Below are 22,261 nucleotides of genomic sequence, written 5' to 3' on the forward strand. Positions count from 1 at the left end.
GTAGTCATGGCCAGGAAAGGAGTATATACTTATGGGGTTTTTAACAGGTAAGACAGCGATAATAACAGGAGGTGGACGTGCAGTTCTCAGTGATGGAAGTTGTGGATCCATCGGATACGGAATAGCGACAGCATATGCCAAGGAAGGTGCCAATCTGGTGCTTACAGGACGTAATGTCCAGAAGCTTGAGGATGCAAAGGCAGAGCTTGAGAGCAAATATGGGATCAAGGTTCTTGCAGTCCAGGCTGATGTAAACGCAGGTGCGGACAATGAGAGCGTTGTCAAGAACGTTGTGGAGCAGGCAGTTAAGGAATTTGGAAGAATAGATGTGCTCATCAACAATGCGCAGGCATCTGCATCAGGCGTTACCATCGCAGATCACACAACAGCACAGTTTGACCTTGCCATATATTCAGGTCTTTACGCTGCATTTTACTATATGCAGGCATGCTATCCATATCTGAAGGAGACAAAGGGTTCAGTCATCAACTTTGCATCAGGTGCAGGTCTCTTTGGAAATTACGGACAGTGTGCATATGCGGCAGCGAAGGAAGGCATCAGGGGCCTTACAAGAGTTGCAGCTACAGAGTGGGCAGCTGATGGAATAAATGTCAATATAGTATGTCCTCTCGCATGGACATCACAGCTTGAGAACTTCGAGAAGGCATATCCGGATGCGTTCAAGGCAAATGTAAAGATGCCGCCAATGGGACACTTCGGAGACGTAGAGAAGGAGATTGGACGTGCGTGCGTGGCACTCGCATCACCGGATTTCAAGTACATGAGTGGTGAGACCATCACACTTGAGGGCGCGATGGGACAGAGACCATAGAGCAGTCAATATATCAAATATGGCTTATGCTATGATAATAGAATATGATGTATATGCGAAACCTGGTTCGCAGCTTACATAAAAAATGAGCGTAACACAATAAAACCCAGATGGAAAATGTGTTATGCTCATTTTGTTTAGCCGACTCAGTCATCAACTATCTTGAAGGGAAGTAAGTATAATATGAGTAAGGCGGCACCTAGACCGAACATGAAAACGGAAGTGAATGTAGGTGTTCTCTTCATGGCAATGTCAGTCACGGCATTTTCTGGATTGCCTTTTTTGTAGTATACTTTGACGGATTCTCCCATGTTAAAGTAATTAGTACCAGTGTATACTGTCTGGGTATATGTCTGGTCATCAATGGTGTATTCGACGATTGTATCAAAGGTTACTGTATGGTTACTGGCTTTTCTGTAACGACCGGAATAATAATCATACTGTTCAGAATACTTTACATATCCGGTTGTCTGTTCACAGCCAATACTTTGAGTCCATGCAATGATATCCGGTACGATATACTTCAAGCAGCCAAGCCCACCCAGTATCAAAAAAACGATCGCTAGGTACAGTGCCTTTATGTTTTCCGGGTTTCTCCGGTAGTCTTTCACGATTTTCGTCATTAGAATAATCCCCCTTAAAAATAAAACTTGTCATCCTCCCAAGTTTGATGACCATCCACATTATAATATAAAAAATGTATTAATAAAATGTAATATTACAATATAATATGCTGTGAATTATCTCAAATAACTTACTTTAAAATAATTTTAAATATATCCACATCTATATTCACATCTCAAACCAGATGGCCTTCCGCTTGTCGTTAATGAGATACAAGGTTTCTTAAAAAAATATGAAATATCTGCCATCCTTCTTGAATAACCTTACTTAGAGTACTTATAATAGAACTTTATTAAAGAAATAATGAGATGTCATGGGCAGTCGATGCAAAATGCTGCTCGATGCATAACATTTGCCGACCATATACACAGGAAGAGGTGTTTTATTTGGATACAAACTCAGAAAGCAATTTGGATACACGGGGAGTCCCGATCATGGGTCTTACCTCGGAGGAAGTAAGGAAAAGGATCGACAATGGACAGACCAATCACACGGATATAAGTACGCAGAAGACTGTGGGGCAGATCGTCAAGTCCAATCTGCTCACATATTTCAATCTTATATTCCTCATACTTACGGTGCTGCTATGTATCGTTGGTTCATTTAGGAATCTGACTTTCCTGCCGGTCATCATAGGCAATACGGTTATAGGAATATTTCAGGAGCTGCGTGCCAAAAAGACTCTTGACAAGATGAGCATGTTAAATGCGCCGCATTCGATAGTTGTGAGAGACGGAGAACAGCAGAAGATACAATCAGAGGAACTGGTTAAGGACGATATCATCATTCTGTCGGCAGGCAATCAGATATGTGCTGATGCTACGGTGCTCAGCGGCAGTATATCGGTAAATGAAGCCCTGCTCACCGGTGAGTCGGATGAGATCAAGAAGAAATCAGGTGATCGACTCATGTCCGGAAGCTTTGTGGTGTCCGGGCAGTGCTATGCCAAGCTTGACAAGGTGGGCAATGAGTCATACATATCACAGCTCACAGCCCAGGCGAAGGCCATGGGTGACGGCGAACAGTCAGAGATGATCAGGTACATCAATAAACTTGTAAAATGGGTTGGAATCATCATCATACCGGTGGGAATCATATTGTTCTGCCAGGCGTATATCATGAATGGAGAGACATTCAAGAAGAGTGTTGTATCGATGGTTGCGGCGGTTCTCGGAATGATCCCTGAAGGACTTTATCTGCTCACAACTGTTGCGCTTGCGCTCAGCACAATAAGACTTGCGAAGAAACAAGTGTTACTGCATGACATGAAGAGTATAGAGACACTCGCGAGAGTCGATGTACTCTGTGTGGATAAGACCGGAACCATCACTGAGCCGGGTATGCAGGTTACAGAGCTGGTGATAAGCGGCAGATGCGGCGATGCCGAGATGGACAAGAGAGCATTTGCGCACTTGCTGGCGGATTACTCGGCGGTCATTGAGGACAACAATGCCACAATGGAGGCGATTAGATCCTATGTGGCTAAGAATGAGATAGAGAAGGGCAGCAGGACACTGCTCAAGACACAGCCTTTCACATCAGCGAACAAATACAGCAAGGTGTCATTTGTCGAAGGAGACTATATGCTTGGTGCTCCGGAGTTTATAATGAAGGATAGGTATGAGGAGATATCCGAAGAGATAGAGGAGTACCAGAGCAAGGGATACAGAGTCCTTCTTATGGCGGAGTCAGGAGTTTCATATATAGAGAACAACGACGACAAAGATGCGGATGATAGTAAGAATATTAATGGAGAGAATTCTATTGGTTCGATAAGACCATTAGGAGGCATATCTCCTATTGGTTATATAGTGCTTTCAAATCCAATAAGGGAAAATGCGGAGAGCACATTTACATATTTCAAAGAGCAGGGCGTTGCCATAAAAGTCATATCCGGAGATAACCCTGCCACAGTATCAGAGGTGGCAAAGCGGGCAGGCATAGATGGAGCGGAGAACTATGTGGATGCGTCCACTTTGGCGTCTGAGAAGGATATAACTGAGGCTGTGGATAAATATACAGTATTTGGAAGAGTTACGCCTAAACAGAAGCAGCTCATAGTCAGGGCGCTCCAGAAACAGAAACACACGGTTGCCATGACTGGTGATGGTGTAAATGATATACTCGCAATGAAGGATGCTGATTGCAGTATTGCAATGGCATCCGGAAGTGAAGCGGCTGCGCAGGCGGCACAGACGGTGCTTCTGGATTCGGATTTCGGACGTATGCCATATGTGGTGTTTGAGGGAAGACAGGTAGTCAACAATATACAGAGATCAGCAAGCCTCTTCCTTGTTAAGAATATATTCTCACTGCTGATGGCCATATTCTCAGCGATATTTGCGATCACATATCCGCTGGAGCCTTCACAGATATCGCTCATAAGCATGTTCACCATAGGATTGCCGGGATTCCTGCTGGCACTTGAGCCGAACAGGAATCGTATAGAGGGAAACTTTATGGTAAATGTCATGTTAAAAGCATTGCCTGCAGGACTCACGGATGTGTTGTCAGTCGGAGCACTTGTAATCTGCGGACAGGTCTTCAATCTCCCGAGTGAGGACATAGCCACAGCCGGCACAATGCTTCTTGCGGTTGTCGGATTCATGATAATAATCAAGATCAGCCATCCGTTCAACAAGATGAAGTATGGTGTACTTCTTATCAACATAGTCGGACTGCTGTTCTGTGGCCTTTTCCTCGGCAGGCTGTTTGCCATAGAGTCGATATCCAACATATGTTTCCTGCTCATGGTTGTATTTGCATTTGCTGCGGAATCTATGTTCAGATATTTGACATTGTTTGTTGAAAAGCTCAGCAGCTTCTTTGGAGACGAGAAGAACAGACGTAAGATCAGAAGAAAGATAAGGAAATATAACATTTTTAAGTAGAGAATTGTCGAAAAAAATGGGGACAGGTACCTCCGTCCCCGGGAAAAGATTGTGAGGAGGTGTAAGATGGCGAATACAACGAAGAAGGCGCTTGAAGTTTCGCTTAAGAAATTGCTTAAAGAGAAGCCGTTTGACAAGATAACGATAGCGGATCTCACTGGAGACTGCGGGATAAGCAGAATGACATTCTATTATCATTTTCAGGATATATATGAGCTTGCCGAGTGGGTGTGTATAGAGGATGGAAAGCAGGCGCTGAAGGATAAGAAGACCTACGATACCTGGCAGGAGGGCATGATACAGGTGTTTGAGGCTGTGCTTGAGAACAAGCCATTTATCGCAAATATATACAGGTCAGTTGATAAGGCTAAGATAGAAAACTATCTGTATAAGCTGTCGTATCAGCTCATAGCGGATGTAGTGGATGAGAAATGCGCAGGGGATAATCTTTCGGAGACTGATAAGCAGTTCATCGCAGACTTTTACAAGTATGGATTTGTGGGGATTATGCTTGACTGGGTAGACAAGGGGATGAAGGACGATTATCATAAAATAGTAGAGCAGCTTAGCATTACGCTTCGTGGAAATATAGCAAATTCCATTCATAACTTTGAAAGCGAGATGTAAAAGCAGAGGACGGATCAGAATAAAGAAATCTATTACTGCGGGATACGCGGGGAGAGCGCTTATGAATCGAACATCAGATATGAAAAAGAGATTGCCGGGGATAATATTGATAACAGGGGGGATCGTGCTGGTTGCTATGGTCATCCAGGCGGTTATACTCAGCTTTATCAATAACAGGAGTTTTGACGGGACCTCGCAGGTGCTGTTGGATCAGGTCAGCAATGTAATCGAGAAGAATAAGGCAAGTGAGGAAGATCTGATAGACTCCCTCAAGGAAGATTATATGGTCAGGGCTAAGGCTGTGGCGTATATAGTTGATGCAAAGCCTGAGGTTGCAAATAATGTGGAGGAGCTCCGCAAGATTGCTGCACTTATATCTGTTGATGAGGTGCATTTGTTTAATACGGATGGCGTGATATATGCTGGTACCAATCCCGAATATTTTGGATATAGCTTTGATTCCGGGGAGCAGATGGCGTATTTCAAGCCGATGCTTGATGACAAGAATCTCACCATGTGTCAGGATGTCACTCCGAACACATCAAATGGTAAGAAGATGATGTATGCAATAACATGGAACGACGATGGAACCAAGATGATACAGGTTGGAATCGAGCCGAGAAGACTTCTGAATGAAGTAAAACAGAATGAGATATCCACGGTGGTTGCCAATATGCCTATGTATGATGGACTGAGTGTTGTAGTGGCAGATGGCGAATCGGGAGAAATATATGGATGTTCATATGAACCGGTAGTAGGGCTTACTCTTGATGAGATCGGCATTTCGGTGACTGATGATGTGCTGCCGGACGATGAAGACAGTTTTACAGGCATAAGAAGGATTAATGGATTTAGAAACAGATGTGTATTCCGAAGATCCGGAGAGTATGTGATCGGGGTCATATATAGAATGGATGTGAATAGCCGGAGTAATATGGCAATCATGGTTATCATGGCACTGTATCTGTGTTTTGCCGCCGGCCTGGTGGTAAGCATGGTGATGAAGGTGATACATGCGAATCGGGAGAGAAATGAACAGCTGTCAATATTGACATCCATGTCGGGGATGTATTACAGCATGCATATGCTTGATCTTCAACATGATACATTTGCCCTCTATACCGCAGGAGACCTGATATTGAGGGTTGGTGAGCGGGCAGCAGGGGCGAAGGAACTTATGAGGAAGATCGTTCATAAGGTGGTTGTGGAGGAACATCAGGCAAGTGCCCAGAAATTCATGGATCTTGATAGTCTGGGTGACAGGCTGATCAAGAAAAAGATTGTATCAGGTGAGTTCATGGTGAAGGACCTTGGATGGTTCAGACTGTCATTTATATCGATAGATGTTGACGAGGACGGACGTCCTTTAAAAGTCATATTTACCACCAGAAACATAGATGAAGATAAGAAACGGGAGCAGAAGCTGATAAGACGGTCTTATACAGATGAGCTCACAAAATGTTATAACAGGAGCGCATATATAGATGATGTCAGGGAGCTGCCGGGAGATTCTGTATATGTGTATGTGTCCATGGATGTAAATGGGCTTAAGCCAGTGAATGATACCCTGGGACATGCGGCTGGAGATGAACTGCTTCAGGGTGCTGCCGAGTGTATGGAGCAGTGTCTTGGAAACTATGGTAAGGTGTACAGGATGGGCGGTGATGAATTTGCAGCCATCATCTTTGTAAATACCAGAAGGCTGAAGAGAGTGCAGCAGGAGTTTGATGACGTTGTGCGTGGATGGTCTGGACAGCTGGTGAAATCCGTATCGATATCATGTGGCTATGTGTCAAGTGATGAGAAGGACTGGGAGTCATTTGACGAGATGGTCAAGGCTGCAGATGAGAGAATGTACGAGAACAAGGCGGCATATTACAGGCAGGAGGGCGTCGATAGAAGGTATCGCTAGAGTACATATGCAATATAGAGTTATACAAAACGGGTGGAATGATAAAAATTTTATCATTCCACTTTTTTTGTAAATATGAAATAAAAATTGGGCAAGCTATTATAGGGGCATGAGATGGATATAGACGGCAAACTGAAAGGAGAATTGCTTATGTCAAAGAAGAAATTGGGAATCGGGATAGCAGCGGTGGCAGTAGCCGGCGCAGGAGCAGCAGCTCTCACAGTTAAAAATCATAATAAGGCAAAAGTTCAGAAGGAGAAGGCTGCGGCTGAACATGCTGAGTACCGCAATACGGAGCGCGGAAAGCATGAGAAGAACAGTAAGGGAATCTATTATACAAATGGAAACTATGAGGCATTTGCTAGACCGAGAAAGCCGGAGGGCGTGGATGACAAGAACGCATATATAGTGGGAAGCGGTCTTGCATCACTGGCAGCAGCTTGTTTCCTTGTACGTGACGGACAGATGCCGGGTTCACACATCCATATTCTTGAGGCTATGGATATAGCGGGCGGTGCGTGCGATGGAATATTTGATCCTGCCAGAGGCTACGTCATGAGAGGTGGACGTGAGATGGAGAACCATTTCGAGTGCCTGTGGGATCTGTTCAGAAGTATACCTTCCATAGAGACACCGGGGGTATCGGTTCTTGACGAGTATTACTGGCTGAACAAGGAGGATCCAAATTATTCACTGTGCAGAGCAACAGTGAACAGAGGCAAGGATGCCCACACAGATGGCAAATTCAATCTGAGCCAGAAGGGCTGTATGGAGATCATGAAGCTCTTCATGACAAAGGACGAGGATCTGTATGACAAGACAATAGAAGATGTATTCGACGATGAGGTATTTGATTCGACATTCTGGCTGTACTGGAGGACGATGTTCGCATTTGAGAACTGGCACAGTGCACTGGAGATGAAACTCTACTTCCAGAGATTCATACATCACATCTCAGGACTTCCAGATTTCTCGGCCCTCAAGTTCACAAAGTACAACCAGTATGAGTCGCTGATCCTTCCGATGGTGAAGTATCTTGAGGCTGCGGGCGTGACATTCCAGTACAACACGGAGGTCACAAATGTCATATTTGACATGAGAGACGGCAAGAAGATAGCAAAGACCATCGAGTGCAGGGTAAACGGAACTGAGAAGGGGATCCCGCTCACTGAGAACGATCTTGTATTTGTCACAAATGGAAGCTGCACGGAGGGAACTATCTATGGCGATCAGAACCATGCGCCAAATGGTGACGCAGAGGTGAGAACAAGCGGCTGCTGGAGCCTATGGAAGAACATAGCTGCACAGGATCCTTCATTTGGCCATCCTGAGAAGTTCTGCTCTGATATATCTAAGACAAACTGGGAGTCAGCCACAGTAACAACGCTTGACGACAAGATCATCCCATATATCGTAGATATCTGCAAGCGCGATCCGAGAACAGGAAAGGTTGTCACGGGTGGTATAGTGAGCTGTCAGGATTCAAGCTGGCTGCTGAGCTGGACCATCAACAGACAGGGACAGTTCAAGACCCAGGACAAGGATAAGGTGTGTGTATGGGTATATGGCCTGTTCACAGATGTTCCGGGCGATTATATCAAGAAGCCTATGAAGGATTGTACCGGTAAGGAGATCACGGAGGAGTGGCTCTATCATCTGGGTGTGCCAGAAGATGAGATCGAGGAGCTGGCCACAAACAGCGCAGTCTGTGTGCCAACTATGATGCCATATATCACCGCGTTCTTCATGCCTAGAGCAAAGGGCGACAGACCGGATGTAATTCCAGACGGATGCACCAACTTTGCATTCCTCGGACAGTTCGCAGACACCCCTCGTGACACAGTGTTCACCACAGAGTATTCGGTGAGAACAGCCATGGAGGCTGTGTATGGACTTCTCGGCGTGGACAGAGGTGTTCCTGAGGTGTGGGGAAGTGTGTACGATATCCGTGAACTGTTGGACAGCAGCGTGAAGCTCATGGATGGCAAATCTCCGCTTGAGATAAATCTTGGACCTCTGAACAAGCTCAAGAGGCCTATACTTAAGAAAATCCAGGGCACGGTGATTGAAAAGGTACTGAGAGACCACGATATTATAAAAGAGGGTATGCTGTAGGTTGAAGTTAATATAGAGTAATAAGAAAGTTCCATGTGTCTGCACGGTGCAGATGCATGGAACTTTTTATATGTTTGAATTAGTTTGGAGACGGTTGTTAATTGCTGTTTCTTTTAGAATATACAAAGCTGGCAACTAGCCAGATGAGGCAGGCGGTGTTTCCTGATGCCTGACTGAATACATAATCCAGTGTGGATATGTCGGCGCCCATGGCCTGTCTGATGTCAGGAATGAGCACAAATATAAGCTGCCATGTGATGATGTGAAATACGATCATGCTCCTCTTCATGACAGTTCTGCCTGCCAGCAGCGATATAAGACTTGTGAGCATGAGCAGTGCCGTAGGTATGTACACTATGCTGACGGCTGGAAAGAGCAGATTGTAGTAGTCGTCAACATATGCGATGGCCTGTTCTCTTCCAATGTGTTCAGACAGATAGGTTACCCAGTAAGCGAGTGTTCCCACGAGAAAATGCAGTGTCGCGGCGGACGCGACATACATGAGCCCTGCGTATTTGACGAGTGCCCTCGTCTTGCGGTACTTGGGAAGTATCTGCTCCGATATGGCGTCTATGCCAAATGCATAGAAGAACATACCGACAAGACCTGTCACAAGCAGCAGAGCCACTCTCCACAGCTGGAAATCCCCGTTCAGATATGCCCCCCTCACATAAAGTCCTTTGTCCGCGGGTGATGCGGGTACTATGCTGATACACAGATCCCCCACGATCAGGAGCGCTGCGCCGAGCGCGCCCAGCAGGCAGTTCCTTTGGTATTTAATTTTTTCTTTCTGTTCCATGTAATCCCCCTTGTAAATAATCTATATGGTTAGCATAAACTAACTAGAACATATCATATACGAGGAGATAATTGAAGAAATATTTGCCAAAAACAAGTCGAGCCAATGGGGAAAGAAAATTGACTTTTTTCGTATATAAAAATATACTTTCCATATATATACAATAAAAGATGCTTAAGAATGGAGGTACATTATGAGGGGAAGATGGAAAAAGGAGATTTTGTTATTTGTGATAGGTGCAGTATGGGGATTCATATATTGGGGCAATACGGTGTGGAATCCTGATGTGCAGTACCTCTTGCAAGATATAAAACATATAAAATTGCCGCTTAACTGGCATTGGATATTTGACTCAGGTGTGCATCTTGGCATAGCGGCTCTTGTGTTGGCGGTTGGCACACTGTTGATTCTATGGATACTGCGCTTTTTATCAGATTCACGTAACACACATGGGCTGATCATAGCCGGCCAGTGGTTCACAGATCTGATCTTATGTTCATTTCTGACTGGCGTGATCCTGTTCTATTTTAATAAATGGTTCCTATACAAGATTATTGGCGATAAAGGTGATGTCGTATTTTCCATAGCATATTTGTTTGTATACATATTGATATATATGATACTGTGTTCATGGTTTGATATATCCATTGAGAGGGTACAGAGAAAACCAAAGAAGAATTGCAGTCTGCTTATATGTCAGGTTCAGAATCGTGAGACATTTATGGATGTCAAGGAACTAGTAAAGAATTGCAAGTACACAGAGTGCTATACGTTGATGAAAAATAATCAGGAGAGATTGTCTCCAAAACAGTTCTGGGTCATAAGGGAGACGAACTTTACAGGGAAAAAGATGACAGCCGAGTGGAGATATTATGCAAATGGTGACTATGTAGAACTGGATGATGAAGAGCTTGCGACCAGGTTGCTGCTTGCTGAGAATGCAAAGAATATAGACTGGCAGTTATAATCGTATATAATGTTGTTAGTCTATGATATAAAAGACACGAGAGAGAAGTAAATATGAAAAAGATAGAGATAAACGACAAATGGATGCAGAAGACCAGTGTTGTGTGGTTCGGTGCCATGCTGTGCTGCCTGTTGTGTGGAAGTGCGTTTCCTTGTATAAAGATAGGTTATGGACTGTGGAATATAGAGAGTGCGGATACGTCGGCACAGATACTGTTCGCCGGTATGCGATTCGTGCTGGCGGGAATCCTTGCCGTGATATTTGGAAGTCTGCTGGAAGGAAAGTTCATAAAGCCGGAGAAGGGCTGCGCCGGCAAGATAGCGTGGCTGGCGATGCTGCAGACAGTCATACAATACCTGTTCTTTTATATAGGTCTCGCACATACAAGCGGAGTCAAGGCGTCCATCATAGAGGCAGTAAATGTATTCGTTGCCATCATAGTGTCAGGATTCATATTCCATCAGGAAAATGTCACTGCAAAGAAGATGCTTGGCTGTCTGGTTGGATTTGCGGGAGTTGTACTTATAAACATGAATGGAATGAATTTCCATATGAGCTTGTCAGGTGAGGGTGCGATATTTCTGTCGACAGTGGCTTATGCATTTTCATCGGTGTTCCTGAAGCGATATTCGGTAAAACACAATCCGGTTATGCTCAGTGGCTACCAGTTTATAGTTGGCGGAATTATTCTGTCGGCTGCCGGTTTTGCCATGGGAGGCAGACTCAGCACCGTATCCACAGGTGGAGTTTTGATGCTCATATATCTGGCTCTTGTATCGGCGGTGGCATATTCTCTGTGGGGAATGCTGCTCAAGTATAATCCTATATCAAGGGTTGCAGTATTTGGATTTATGAATCCGGTGTTCGGCGTGATACTGTCGGCATGGCTGCTCCGCGAGGGCGCACAGGCGCTTGGTCCGATAAGTCTGGTGTCGCTGGTGTTGGTGTGTGCAGGAATATACATAGTGAATAAGTAGGGACGTTCCTTTTGTACCGAGGAGTGTCCCCGTGTCATGATAACAATAGGACATAGGGACACTCTTCGGTACAGAAGGAACGTCCCTGGGAGGATAATATGAAGATGACAACACTTTGTTACATAGAGAAAGATGGAAGATACCTGATGCTCCACAGGACAAAGAAGGAGAAGGACATTAATAAAGGCAAATGGATCGGTGTAGGTGGACATGCCGAGGAGGGTGAGAGTCCTGAGGACTGTCTTCTGAGGGAGATAAAGGAGGAGACGGGACTTACGCTTACATCGTACAGATTCAGAGGGCTGGTGACATTTATCAGCAATGAGTGTGAGAATGAGCTTATGTGCCTGTTCACCGCAGATGGATTTGATGGGGAAGTTCAGATATGCGATGAGGGGGACCTTCAGTGGATAGATAAAGAGATTGTGCCAACACTTCCGACGTGGAGTGGGGATGCGATATTCCTGAAATTGTTGCTCGAAGGGGAGAAGAGATTTTTCTCACTCAAGCTCGTATATGAGGGAAGTGAGCTGGTGGAGCACAGGCTGGAGTTTTATTGATATTGAAGATGTGATATGGTGAAGGGGAATATAATCACGGAAAACAGAGCTGGGATTTATTATTACTTGCATGGGATGGAAATGGTGCAGTGGACAATTCGGTCACGGATTTCTACAGAGAACATAAAGAGGGTATAGACACGACCATAAGAACTGTACAAAAGGGAAGGAATATTTCTGGCAGTTGGAATATTAGTGATAGTAAAAGAAATAAAAGATTTGCTTGGAAAGTGATCCGGACAAACACAGGGGATACATTGAGCGCGTTTAGAGGAAAGGGGTATAGGATGTTTCAAAGAAACAATCGTGGAAATATAAGCAGTAAGGTTTCGGCTATAATAATTATGGTCATTGGTATTGGAATAATGATAGTTGGAATATTGATGGCAGCAGACAGAATGCGGAAGGATGATTACTACGGTTTCGCAACAGGAAAGGTAGTGGGATCGTCATATTATGAAAACAGCGATGACGAGAGGATGTACTCGGCTATTTATGCGTATTCCGTGGGCGATACGGAATATGAATTAGAGGATGATGATGCATCAAAGGTTCCACCGCAAATTGGAAAAAAGGTGGAGATCAGATATGATCCAGAGGAGCCAGCTGATGCATATGTGGGCGGAAAGCCATTGCCGGGCCGCATATTGATGAGCATAGGAATTACGATGATCATGTTATCAATACTTGCCTTTGTGAAAATGCGTAAGGGTCAAATCTCTGATGAGAGAAAGCTTGTGATCGAATTGCTGACGGGGATTATAATGCTTGTGGTTTGCATAGGAACTATTATATTACTCCAGGACGGCGGGGAAGGTATCGGCTTATCTGAAATAAGCATAGTTGTATGTGGAATTGTGGGAATTATTGTAATTATCTCAAGTATTAAGTATTACATAGATGTGAAGATGGGCAGGACCCCATCTAGATCTATACTCTCTCATTTAGGATTAGACGCGGCTTCTCTGATATTGGATGATGAATCAGAGGGGGAAGAGTATAATATACCGAAATACCTCATGCCGGAATCTGAACAAGCGGAAACGGTAGGGGAAAAATCGCAGAAACAGGAGTATGAAAAATATGATCATCTGCAGGGAGATGGAACCCAGAACCCATATAGTGGGAAGATTTAGGAACGTCCATAGAAGGAGAAAACAAAATGGAATATAAAAGATTTGACAACACAATAATTGCAAGGATTGACAAAGGTGAGGAGATATTGGAGCAACTGAAGGTAATTGCTATTAATGAGAATATAAAGCTTGCCAGTATCAATGCTCTTGGAGCTATCGATGATTTTACAGTCGGAGTATATAAGATAGATGAAAAGAAATATTACTCCAACAGCTTTAAAGGATATTATGAAATCACATCGCTTACAGGAACAATCAGTACAATGGACGGAGAATATTATGCACATCTCCATATGAGCGCCGGAAATGAGAAGGGTGAAGTGTTTGGCGGACATCTGAACAGAGCTGTTGTCAGCGCAGTCTGTGAGATGGTAATTTCAGTAATTGATGGAAAAGTTGACAGAATTTATGATGAAGGAACAGGACTTAATATATTTAAGTTTGATTGAGTGCGTTGAATATATAAGATAAATCGGAATTTGTGAGGGTAATTATGATAAATTTTTTGAATGATATAAGGAATGCAGAAAATCCAATATCCAATAATAGAAAACTTATAAATACCATAGCGATATTGTTTCTCGGAATAGCTTTGGGAACTTTCTCAAAATATCTGGATTTTCGTCAAACTGAACTTCCAGGTGTGCTTATGGCAATAAATGGAGTCTTAGATATTGGTAATTTTCTTGGGCGTTTTGCAATCTGGATATTGATTGCACTGTGTATTTCTATTTATAGCAATTCTGCAATAAGAGCAAGCATCAATGTTTTTGTATTCTTTGTTGGTATGGTTGCAAGCTACTATTTGTATTCAAACTATATTGCAGGATTTTTCCCAAGAAGTTATGCGATGATTTGGTTTGGATTTACAGCTGTTTCTCCATTATTGGCTTTTGTCTGTTGGTATGCAAAGGGGAAAAGCAAACTGGCATTTATACTATCAGCGCTGATTTTGGCAGTATTGTTCAATATGTGCTTTGTATATGGATGCTGGTATTTTAATGCAAAATCTGTTTTGGAAGTGATAGTCTTTATTATTGGACTTATTGTTTTGAGGAGAGACACATTGAGGAGTTCTGCGCTAATGGGAACGATTAGTATAGTTCTTGCAGTTTTACTTGATATGGTTATTCCATTTCATTTTGGATAAACAACTTCCAGTAATACGCTCTGTTGATGTGCTGATTTTTCTACGATATACTCCTTCAAAAAGGAGTGTGCTCTTATGGGTAGAGAAATTTATGACATCATCAATGACATGGCAGAAGTATTAAATGCATCGCAGATGCAGAAACTACAAGAGGTGTTGGTAAAACGGTTATCTGAAAATACTGTATCTGATTATTTGCAGACAACGAATATGGACTTTCTAGATATGTTTTTAACTGCAAAGCATTTAGAAGGGTGTTCTGACAAAACAATACGCTATTATAGGTGTAATATTGAAAAGATGTTGGATACAATAAATATTCCGGTCATAAAGATAACGACCGAGATGCTACGAAAATATCTTGTAGAGTATCAAACGACAAATAATTGTGGAAAGGTAACTATTGATAATATTCGTAGAAGTCTTTCCACATTTTTTTCGTGGCTAGAGGAAGAGGATTATATTATAAAAAGCCCAATGAAAAGAATTCATAAGGTAAAGACTGCCGTTATTGTAAAAGATACCATTCCGGATGAGAAAATAGAAATTCTTAGAGATAATTGTAATAATCTGCGTGATAGGGCAATGATTGATTTCCTGCTTTCAACAGGAATTAGAGTAGGCGAATTGGTAAGGCTGAACATTGATGATATAGATTTCTCTGAGCGGGAATGCGTGGTTTATGGCAAAGGAGACAAAGAGAGGAAAGCATATTTTGATGCTAAGACCAAAATTCATTTGTTGAATTATATTGAATCAAGGACAGATAATAATATAGCGTTATTTGTGTCGTTAAACAAACCACACAGTAGACTTACTGAAAGCGGTGTGGAGTTACGATTACGAGAAATGGGGAAGAAGTTAGGTGTAGAAAAGGTACACCCACATAAGTTCAGAAGGACTATGGCCACCAGAGCAATTGAGAAAGGTATGCCGATTGAACAGGTACAGAAAATTCTGGGACATGAGCAAATAGATACAACGCTCAGATATGCAATGGTTAATCAAAACAATGTGAAGCTATCGCATCGAAAATATATTTCATAGATTGATTTGTAACGCAAAAGACGTTACAATAAAAGAAAGATGGAGGTGTATTCTATGGGAAAAACAGCAACATTAAATATAAGAGTAAATCCAGATGTAAAAGAAAATGCAGAAAGAGTATTGGCACAATTAGGGATACCAATGGCTACTGCTATAGATATGTATTTAAAACAAATATCATTAGTAGGAGGAATTCCCTTTTCTATTGTATTACCAAAAGCAGCTAATTCAGTGAATGCAGATATGATGTCTGTTACACAGATTCATCAAAAGTTAGAAAAAGGATATGCCGATATAGAGAAAGGAAATGTTGAGGATGCAGCTAGTGCGTTTGTGGCATTTAGAGAGAGGCATTAATGAAGCAATATAAGGTAGAGATTACAAAAGAAGCTTTGCAGGATATGGAAGATATATACAATTATATTGCTATAGATTTGCTTGCTCCGGATAATGCAATGGGGCAATATAATCTCATTGCTGATGAAATACTTACATTAGACACTTTCCCAGAACGATTTAGGATTATGGATTCTGAGCCGGAAAAGAGAATGGAGTTGCGTAGAATGCTCGTCGATAATTATTCAGTGTTTTACATAATCCGTGACGAAAGGGTAATTGTAACGGATGTGTTATACACGGCATCTGATATAGAAGCACGTTTGAGAGGCGAGCTATAAAAGCACGCGTTTATTTGAATTTGTCGACTTGTTAATTTCCAATTTTTAGTGATAGGGAGATACACAATGAATGGTTTGATTATAAAGGTACTCAGCATAAGTATTGCGGTAGTAACCGTAGTATACTTGATTATTTATAAAGGAAATACCATGATTACAAAGATATTTAGCGTGTGTATTATAGCAGCAATGGTAATATACTGGATTGTTTATGAAAGAAATACAAGAAAGCGAAAAAAACAGGAATTACAGCGTGATGACTATTTATTTGCGAAAGAAAACGATTTGCCGTTACAGATAAATTGGAATGAGATAAATGACTTTTTGTCAGATTCCGGATATGGTGTAAATATGCCGATGGAGAATTGGTTTATGATGGATTGGGCGAGACAGCCCTGTGTGGAGAATGGTATAAAAGAAGGAAAGTTTTCTATGAAAGGGTTTCGAGTGTTACAAGCTTTAAGTAACGATATGAAACACATTTTTTATGATGTGAGGTTTAATTATGACCGTGGTCCGGATATAGAAGATAAAAATAGGAAGTACGAAGCCGTAAAAAAGGTGTTGGATACAAAATACGCCGGTTTGTCAGAAGAGGTACGGAAGAATATATATGACCAATTTGTTAAGATATATGAAAGAAAAATCTAATTATAATACAAAGGAGGAAGCTGTTGAGTTTTTAATGAATGAAACTAATCTTACATATGAAGAATGTTCTAAAGCCAACGATTTCCATATTAGGCTAAATAAGAAAAATTAATATACAATTCCAGTTTGTAGGGAACAACAGCTAAGACAATTTTATAATAAAACAGCGTCAGAGCATTTATGTGTAAAAGCATGAATGCTCTTTTTTGTCCTTTCATGGACAAAGAACAAGAAAGCAGCTTTTGGACAAATTGTCCAGAAGTTCAAATAAAAAAGAAGGAGGATACCTGATGTATAGCAAAAATGGTATTCCGTGGGTAAGACCACCCACACAGGACAGGAAGCATAGAGAAAATAATATCGGGAGGACAGAACAATGGTCGATGAATTGACGCAGGAGTCGTTCCAGACAGGAAAGGCGATTGTGACTGTCAGCATAGATCTGATTACTGCATGAAAAATAAATTTTGTTGAGGTTAAATTGAGATTGACTTTGTATTGTATAAGTATGAAATAAAAAGGAATCAGGTGATGTACAATGATAAAGCATAAAATATGTAAAATCCTTCTTGTTATACTGGCAATTTTTTTATGTGCGGCTTTTTATGAATTGCTCGGAATCTGCGTTGCATATAAAAAGCAGCCGGAAGTGTCCAATACAACCAAAAAAGAAACAAAAAATGGGTCATGGAACGAATGCAGTGAAAATACAGAACGGGCAGTAATCATAGAAAAGAATCCAGAAGCGCTTTTACAAAGAGTGCGTTTGATCAAGAATGCAAAAAAGGAAATTATTCTTTCTACTTTTGCATTTCAATCCGATGAAAGTGGAAAAGTGATTTTAGGAGCACTGCATGATGCGGCAGACAGAGGTGTACATATTCGTCTGTTAGTAGATGGAATGGAGAGCTGGATTGATATGGAAGGAAATCCGTATTTCTATGGATTATCTTCCCATGAGAATGTTGAAATTAAACTGTATAATAAGGCCAATCCGTTGAAACCGTGGAAAATGATGGGTAGAATGCATGATAAATATTTGATTGCAGATGGAAAGCGATATATTCTTGGGGGAAGAAATACACACAATTATTTCCTGGGTGATTTTCCGGGACATAAGAACTATGACAGAGACGTGTTAGTGGTTTGCGATGAACCTGAGAAAGAAAATTCAGTTAACCAGTTGTCAGAGTATTTTGAAACTATATGGAATCAGGAAGACAGTGGTTATTTTCATAACAATAAAAAACTGGCAAATAGAAAATCTGTAAAGAACGCAGTTTTAGAGCTGCAGAACAGCTATCAGAAATATTTTGAGGAGAATAAGGAAAGAATCTGCGAGACCGATTATACGGACGAAACTTTTGAGACAGAAAAGATTACATTAGTGTCAAATCCTATTCACACAGGTTCCAAAGAACCAGTAGTGTGGTATCAGTTGGGAGAATTGATGAAAAATGCAAAAAATCGTGTGAAGATCCACACGCCATATATTATCTGTAATGATATGATGTATAATACATGGGAGGAGATTGCAGAGAACGTTTCAGATTTTTCTATCATGACAAATTCAGTTGCGAATAATAGGAATCCATTTGGGTCTGCCGATTATGCGAAAAACAGAAATAGAATCTTAAGTACAGGAATTAATATCTGGGAATATGAAGGCGGTTATTCATACCACGGAAAAAGTATTCTGATTGACGATGATCTGTCTGTAATAGGTTCATTTAATATGGACATGAGAAGTGCATATCTGGATACGGAACTGATGCTTGTAATACGCAGTAAAGATATTAATAAACAGTTGGAAGAGGGCATGATGGAATATGAAAGAGTGTCCCGACAGGTATTGGAAGATGGAACCTATCGTGATCCGTATCATGTAGAGCCAATTGAATTGACAAAGAAGCGTCAGAGAAACGTACTTTTGGTACAGCATCTGCTTGGATGGGCAAGATATCTGTTCTGATAAAGGAGGAAGAAGATCGTGTTTCAAATATTAATTGTAGAAGATGATAAAGAATTAAGCCAGCTATTCCAAAAAGTGCTTGAGAAGAATGGATATCAGGTCAAAAGTGCATCGGATGGAGCACTGGCATTAGAAATATTGGATAAAGAGTATATTGATCTGATCATTTCCGATATTATGATGCCGGTTATGGATGGTTATGAACTGGTGTCGGAACTCCGTTCAGCAGGATATCAGATACCGGTACTTATGATCACTGCGAAAGGTTCCTTTGATGATATGCGCCAGGGATTTCTTTCGGGAAGTGACGATTATATGGTAAAACCGGTAAATGTGAATGAAATGGTTTTAAGAGTCGGAGCACTGCTTCGCCGTGCACAGATACTGAATGAACACAAAATTGTGATCGGTTCAACAGAGTTTGATTATGATGCAATGACGGTTACAACTGATAAGGAAAGTCTTGTTTTGCCTAAAAAAGAATTCCTGCTTTTATATAAGCTTGCAGCTTCGCCAGGCAGAACATTTACAAAACAACAGTTGATGGATGAAGTATGGGGATACGAGACGGAGGCAGACCCACATACGATAGAGGTACATATAGGAAGAATCAGAGAGCGTTTTAAAGATAACCCTGATTTTGAAATCGTAACAATGCGTGGAATTGGATACAAGGTGGTGAAAAAATAATGGAACAAAAGAAAGAAAAAGGATTGCGGATCCGATCCTGTCTGACTGGTGCAATCTGGCTGGCACTTGTATTTTCAACAGTCATATCTGCTTTATTATTTGCTTTTTTGAATCATTTTTTTAATCTGCCGGGCAGCATACCTGTGCTTGGCTGGCTTTTGATTTTCAATACATTGATTGCAGGGCTGATCACTTCCTTTATTAATGCAAAGTTGCTGGAACCAATTACCAGACTTAGTAAAGCAATGAAGGAAGTTTCTCAGGGAGATTTTGAACAGCATTTGGAAACGAACAGCCGTATAGCAGAAGTTGGAGAATCTTATCAAAGTTTTAACGTTATGACAAAAGAACTTCGTGCAACAGAGGTGCTGCAGATGGATTTTGTATCTAATGTTTCTCATGAGTTTAAGACCCCGATTAATGCCATTGAAGGATATACAATGCTGCTTCAGGGAGAAGAACTGTCTCCGGATCAAGAGGAATATGTAGAAAAAATTTTATTTAACACCCAAAGACTTTCCGGATTGGTTGGTAATATTTTGCTGTTATCCAAGTTAGAGAATCAGAATATACCAATGAAAAAAACAGAATATCGTCTGGATGAACAGATCCGCCAGGCATTTCTTTCATTGGAAACAAAATGGACAGAAAAAGAAATTGGTTTTCAGGTAGAATTGGAGGAAGTTAAATATACTGGGAATGAAGAACTTTTTATGCATATCTGGATAAATCTTTTGGATAATGCGATTAAGTTCAGCCCTTCAAAGGGGACAATTACGATGTTTCTGAAACAAGAACAGGATTCTGTTAAGTTCATTCTGGAAGATGAAGGACCAGGAATAGATGATGATGTAAAATCCAGAATATTTGACAAGTTCTATCAGGTAGATGGATCTCATAAAGCAGAAGGAAATGGCCTAGGTCTTGCACTTGTAAAACGGATTGTAGATAGTTCCGGAGGAACAATCAAAGCAGAAAACCGTGAATATGGTGGATGCAGATTTGTTATAGAGCTGCCAAAGCAGAAAGATGAGATTATATAGTTTTAAGATAAATTAGAAGATGGGAGAATTTATATGACATTTTATCAGGAGTTGCAGTTAAATCAGGCAGGTTCTAAAAACCTGTTGAAAAAGAGTGAAACACGAAAAGAAAAATTATATCATATGTGGGTATATCTGGTGAAGATAGCTGTTACAATGGCATTTTGTTTTTTCTTTGTTAGTATTTTCAGCATCCTATTTGGAAATGAGAACAGCATTGTAGGTGTAGTAGTCTTATTATGTCTCATGGTGTTTAGAAATGCGGATCTGGGGATCCGCACCGGACAATCTACGATGCTTTTGGCTTTGTTCTTTGTAATTATGACTGTATGTCCGCATTTAGCAAATCAGTTTTCACCGGTATCGGGAATGCTGTTAAATATTGCGGCACTGGCTGTGTTGATTCTGTTCGGATGCCATAATCCATTCATGTTTAATCAATCTACATTGGGTCTTGGGTATCTGCTACTATATGGTTATGATGTTACGGGAAAAAGCTATCAGATGCGATTAGTCGGAATGGCTTTAGGTGCAGCACTTACCTGCTTCGTATTTTATCGAAATCATAAAAACAGAACTTATAAAAGAAATCTGAAAGATCTGATACAAGAATTTGATATCACTTCTTCCAGAACAAAATGGCAGATATGTCAGATTTTATGCGTACCGATTGTCCTTTGCATTGCAGAACTTTGTAATATGCCACGTGCAATGTGGGCTGGTATTGCGGCCATGTCCGTGATTTTGCCGTTTATGGAAGATATGCACTACAGAGTCCGTAAAAGGATTGTCGGAAATATTGCAGGTGTTATATGTTTTACAGTATTATATTTTCTGCTCCCTTCGTCAATCTATGCATATATAGGAATTCTTGGTGGAATCGGTGTAGGATTTTCAGCAAAATATGGCTGGCAGGCAGTATTTAACACATTTGGTGCTTTAGCCATTGCTGCAGAGACTTATGGACTACAAGGAGCGGTTAGTCTTAGAGTGATTCAAAATGTTTTTGGTGTTGTGTTTGCTTTAGCATTTTGTGTTATATTTTATTGGTTTATGTCTAAAAAAAGATAGATCTAAACAGTAAGTCAAACACACAAACTATGGAGTCTTTAGTCGGTTTAATAAAATTTTAGATAGAAAATAAATCATTATAAAAAGATCCTGTTCATACTATGATATATAGAACAGGATCTTTATTTACTTTATTTCGCCAGGAAATTGCTCTGAATCTCCATCGGCATATGATAAGCCTGGCCTCGTTTTGAACCATATCTTCGATTTCCTCATCTTCAATCAGCAGATCGGCAGCAAACAGATTGGCCTGGTATTCTGTATTATCCGTCATATTGTAGAGTGTATCGTCTTGCAGCTCATAAAACAATATCCTTTCAGTGTCTTATATCTGTAAGTTTCCCCGACAACAATGTTCATCTGATCCATGATCTCAAATGGATCTCGGGTTCCATATTTCTTGATTAATTTCTTTGTTTCTGTATATATGTAAGTGTTTCATTTTTTTTACATTAACGTGAAAAATATGGACGTGAAAAAATAAAATGCTATAATAAAAAAATTGAGACAAAGCAGATGA

The 22,261-nt window shown here is 41.1% G+C and carries 21 protein-coding genes; 19 read left to right on the forward strand and 2 right to left on the reverse strand.

The window, feature by feature from the left end:
• Positions 1-31: 31 nt before the first annotated feature.
• The gene (locus tag NQ536_RS02330) at positions 32-832 is read left to right on the forward strand and encodes an SDR family NAD(P)-dependent oxidoreductase (RefSeq protein WP_004851555.1); all 801 of its coding nucleotides are present in this window, start codon (positions 32-34) and stop codon (positions 830-832) included.
• Between the two features lie 146 nt (positions 833-978).
• On the opposite strand, the gene NQ536_RS02335 is transcribed toward NQ536_RS02330, so the two are convergent.
• Positions 979-1,455 (reverse strand): DUF3592 domain-containing protein, encoded by a 477-nt coding sequence (locus tag NQ536_RS02335; protein WP_004851551.1) that lies wholly within the window; start codon positions 1,453-1,455, stop codon positions 979-981.
• Between the two features lie 342 nt (positions 1,456-1,797).
• Here NQ536_RS02335 and NQ536_RS02340 point away from each other — a divergent pair, with 342 nt between their 5' ends.
• The 4 genes from NQ536_RS02340 to NQ536_RS02355 all read left to right on the forward strand — a co-directional run bounded on the left by NQ536_RS02340 (position 1,798) and on the right by NQ536_RS02355 (position 9,001).
• Complete coding sequence (locus tag NQ536_RS02340) at positions 1,798-4,347, forward strand: cation-translocating P-type ATPase (protein ID WP_004851549.1); 2,550 nt, start codon at positions 1,798-1,800, stop codon at positions 4,345-4,347.
• A 66-nt stretch (positions 4,348-4,413) separates the two neighbouring features.
• Complete coding sequence (locus NQ536_RS02345; protein WP_004851548.1) at positions 4,414-4,974, forward strand: TetR/AcrR family transcriptional regulator; 561 nt, start codon at positions 4,414-4,416, stop codon at positions 4,972-4,974.
• 79 nt (positions 4,975-5,053) lie between these two features.
• Positions 5,054-6,886 (forward strand): GGDEF domain-containing protein, encoded by a 1,833-nt coding sequence (locus NQ536_RS02350; RefSeq protein WP_259805372.1) that lies wholly within the window; start codon positions 5,054-5,056, stop codon positions 6,884-6,886.
• Between the two features lie 150 nt (positions 6,887-7,036).
• Positions 7,037-9,001, forward strand: a complete 1,965-nt coding sequence (locus tag NQ536_RS02355; protein ID WP_044998162.1) for an oleate hydratase — start codon at positions 7,037-7,039, stop codon at positions 8,999-9,001.
• Between the two features lie 97 nt (positions 9,002-9,098).
• On the opposite strand, the gene NQ536_RS02360 is transcribed toward NQ536_RS02355, so the two are convergent.
• A complete protein-coding gene (locus tag NQ536_RS02360) occupies positions 9,099-9,800 on the reverse strand; it encodes a DUF6796 family protein (RefSeq protein ID WP_004851544.1) in 702 nt (233 codons plus the stop codon).
• A 193-nt stretch (positions 9,801-9,993) separates the two neighbouring features.
• Between NQ536_RS02360 and NQ536_RS02365 the strand changes: the two genes are divergently transcribed.
• The 14 genes from NQ536_RS02365 to NQ536_RS02430 all read left to right on the forward strand — a co-directional run bounded on the left by NQ536_RS02365 (position 9,994) and on the right by NQ536_RS02430 (position 21,741).
• On the forward strand, positions 9,994-10,767 hold the full coding sequence (locus NQ536_RS02365; RefSeq protein ID WP_004851542.1) for a hypothetical protein: 774 nt from the start codon (positions 9,994-9,996) through the stop codon (positions 10,765-10,767).
• A gap of 53 nt (positions 10,768-10,820) precedes the next feature.
• Positions 10,821-11,744 (forward strand): DMT family transporter, encoded by a 924-nt coding sequence (locus tag NQ536_RS02370; protein WP_004851540.1) that lies wholly within the window; start codon positions 10,821-10,823, stop codon positions 11,742-11,744.
• Between the two features lie 98 nt (positions 11,745-11,842).
• Positions 11,843-12,304 (forward strand): NUDIX hydrolase, encoded by a 462-nt coding sequence (locus NQ536_RS02375; protein WP_004851538.1) that lies wholly within the window; start codon positions 11,843-11,845, stop codon positions 12,302-12,304.
• 89 nt (positions 12,305-12,393) lie between these two features.
• On the forward strand, positions 12,394-13,440 hold the full coding sequence (locus tag NQ536_RS02380; RefSeq protein WP_004851536.1) for a DUF3592 domain-containing protein: 1,047 nt from the start codon (positions 12,394-12,396) through the stop codon (positions 13,438-13,440).
• 26 nt (positions 13,441-13,466) lie between these two features.
• Positions 13,467-13,889 carry a PPC domain-containing DNA-binding protein gene (locus tag NQ536_RS02385; RefSeq protein WP_004851534.1) on the forward strand — a complete coding sequence of 141 codons (423 nt, stop codon included), beginning with the start codon at positions 13,467-13,469 and terminating at the stop codon, positions 13,887-13,889.
• Positions 13,890-13,933: 44 nt separating this feature from the next.
• The gene (locus NQ536_RS02390) at positions 13,934-14,590 is read left to right on the forward strand and encodes a hypothetical protein (RefSeq protein WP_004851532.1); all 657 of its coding nucleotides are present in this window, start codon (positions 13,934-13,936) and stop codon (positions 14,588-14,590) included.
• A gap of 75 nt (positions 14,591-14,665) precedes the next feature.
• Positions 14,666-15,637: a site-specific tyrosine recombinase/integron integrase gene (gene xerA, locus NQ536_RS02395; protein WP_004851530.1), complete on the forward strand. Its 972-nt coding sequence runs from the start codon at positions 14,666-14,668 to the stop codon at positions 15,635-15,637.
• A gap of 54 nt (positions 15,638-15,691) precedes the next feature.
• On the forward strand, positions 15,692-15,994 hold the full coding sequence (locus NQ536_RS02400; RefSeq protein ID WP_186814605.1) for a type II toxin-antitoxin system RelB/DinJ family antitoxin: 303 nt from the start codon (positions 15,692-15,694) through the stop codon (positions 15,992-15,994).
• Positions 15,994-16,314, forward strand: coding sequence for a type II toxin-antitoxin system RelE/ParE family toxin (locus NQ536_RS02405; protein ID WP_004851526.1), 321 nt, complete (start codon positions 15,994-15,996; stop codon positions 16,312-16,314). Before NQ536_RS02400 ends, NQ536_RS02405 begins: the two co-directional genes overlap by 1 nt.
• A gap of 66 nt (positions 16,315-16,380) precedes the next feature.
• Positions 16,381-16,965 carry a hypothetical protein gene (locus tag NQ536_RS02410; RefSeq protein WP_004851524.1) on the forward strand — a complete coding sequence of 195 codons (585 nt, stop codon included), beginning with the start codon at positions 16,381-16,383 and terminating at the stop codon, positions 16,963-16,965.
• 538 nt (positions 16,966-17,503) lie between these two features.
• Positions 17,504-18,937, forward strand: a complete 1,434-nt coding sequence (locus NQ536_RS02415) for a phospholipase D family protein (RefSeq protein ID WP_004851519.1) — start codon at positions 17,504-17,506, stop codon at positions 18,935-18,937.
• Positions 18,938-18,955: 18 nt separating this feature from the next.
• Positions 18,956-19,627: a response regulator transcription factor gene (locus NQ536_RS02420; RefSeq protein ID WP_004851516.1), complete on the forward strand. Its 672-nt coding sequence runs from the start codon at positions 18,956-18,958 to the stop codon at positions 19,625-19,627.
• Positions 19,627-20,670 (forward strand): HAMP domain-containing sensor histidine kinase, encoded by a 1,044-nt coding sequence (locus tag NQ536_RS02425; protein WP_004851514.1) that lies wholly within the window; start codon positions 19,627-19,629, stop codon positions 20,668-20,670. Before NQ536_RS02420 ends, NQ536_RS02425 begins: the two co-directional genes overlap by 1 nt.
• Positions 20,671-20,703: 33 nt before the next feature.
• On the forward strand, positions 20,704-21,741 hold the full coding sequence (locus NQ536_RS02430) for an FUSC family protein (protein ID WP_004851512.1): 1,038 nt from the start codon (positions 20,704-20,706) through the stop codon (positions 21,739-21,741).
• Positions 21,742-22,261: the final 520 nt, after the last annotated feature.

Origin of the sequence: Coprococcus eutactus, from assembly GCF_025149915.1 — a bacterium.
GTDB classification, from domain to species: Bacteria; Bacillota; Clostridia; order Lachnospirales; family Lachnospiraceae; genus Coprococcus; species Coprococcus eutactus.

Bases quoted from the DNA above. Each gene is read 5' to 3' on its own strand.
- NQ536_RS02330 (WP_004851555.1), top strand. From the start codon at position 32: ATGGGGTTTTTAACAGGTAAGACAGCGATAATAACAGGAGGTGGACGT.
- NQ536_RS02335 (WP_004851551.1), bottom strand. From the start codon at position 1,455: ATGACGAAAATCGTGAAAGACTACCGGAGAAACCCGGAAAACATAAAG.
- NQ536_RS02340 (WP_004851549.1), top strand. From the start codon at position 1,798: ATGCATAACATTTGCCGACCATATACACAGGAAGAGGTGTTTTATTTG.
- NQ536_RS02345 (WP_004851548.1), top strand. From the start codon at position 4,414: ATGGCGAATACAACGAAGAAGGCGCTTGAAGTTTCGCTTAAGAAATTG.
- NQ536_RS02350 (WP_259805372.1), top strand. From the start codon at position 5,054: ATGAAAAAGAGATTGCCGGGGATAATATTGATAACAGGGGGGATCGTG.
- NQ536_RS02355 (WP_044998162.1), top strand. From the start codon at position 7,037: ATGTCAAAGAAGAAATTGGGAATCGGGATAGCAGCGGTGGCAGTAGCC.
- NQ536_RS02360 (WP_004851544.1), bottom strand. From the start codon at position 9,800: ATGGAACAGAAAGAAAAAATTAAATACCAAAGGAACTGCCTGCTGGGC.
- NQ536_RS02365 (WP_004851542.1), top strand. From the start codon at position 9,994: ATGAGGGGAAGATGGAAAAAGGAGATTTTGTTATTTGTGATAGGTGCA.
- NQ536_RS02370 (WP_004851540.1), top strand. From the start codon at position 10,821: ATGAAAAAGATAGAGATAAACGACAAATGGATGCAGAAGACCAGTGTT.
- NQ536_RS02375 (WP_004851538.1), top strand. From the start codon at position 11,843: ATGAAGATGACAACACTTTGTTACATAGAGAAAGATGGAAGATACCTG.
- NQ536_RS02385 (WP_004851534.1), top strand. From the start codon at position 13,467: ATGGAATATAAAAGATTTGACAACACAATAATTGCAAGGATTGACAAA.
- NQ536_RS02390 (WP_004851532.1), top strand. From the start codon at position 13,934: ATGATAAATTTTTTGAATGATATAAGGAATGCAGAAAATCCAATATCC.
- xerA (WP_004851530.1), top strand. From the start codon at position 14,666: ATGGGTAGAGAAATTTATGACATCATCAATGACATGGCAGAAGTATTA.
- NQ536_RS02400 (WP_186814605.1), top strand. From the start codon at position 15,692: ATGGGAAAAACAGCAACATTAAATATAAGAGTAAATCCAGATGTAAAA.
- NQ536_RS02405 (WP_004851526.1), top strand. From the start codon at position 15,994: ATGAAGCAATATAAGGTAGAGATTACAAAAGAAGCTTTGCAGGATATG.
- NQ536_RS02410 (WP_004851524.1), top strand. From the start codon at position 16,381: ATGAATGGTTTGATTATAAAGGTACTCAGCATAAGTATTGCGGTAGTA.
- NQ536_RS02415 (WP_004851519.1), top strand. From the start codon at position 17,504: ATGATAAAGCATAAAATATGTAAAATCCTTCTTGTTATACTGGCAATT.
- NQ536_RS02425 (WP_004851514.1), top strand. From the start codon at position 19,627: ATGGAACAAAAGAAAGAAAAAGGATTGCGGATCCGATCCTGTCTGACT.
- NQ536_RS02430 (WP_004851512.1), top strand. From the start codon at position 20,704: ATGACATTTTATCAGGAGTTGCAGTTAAATCAGGCAGGTTCTAAAAAC.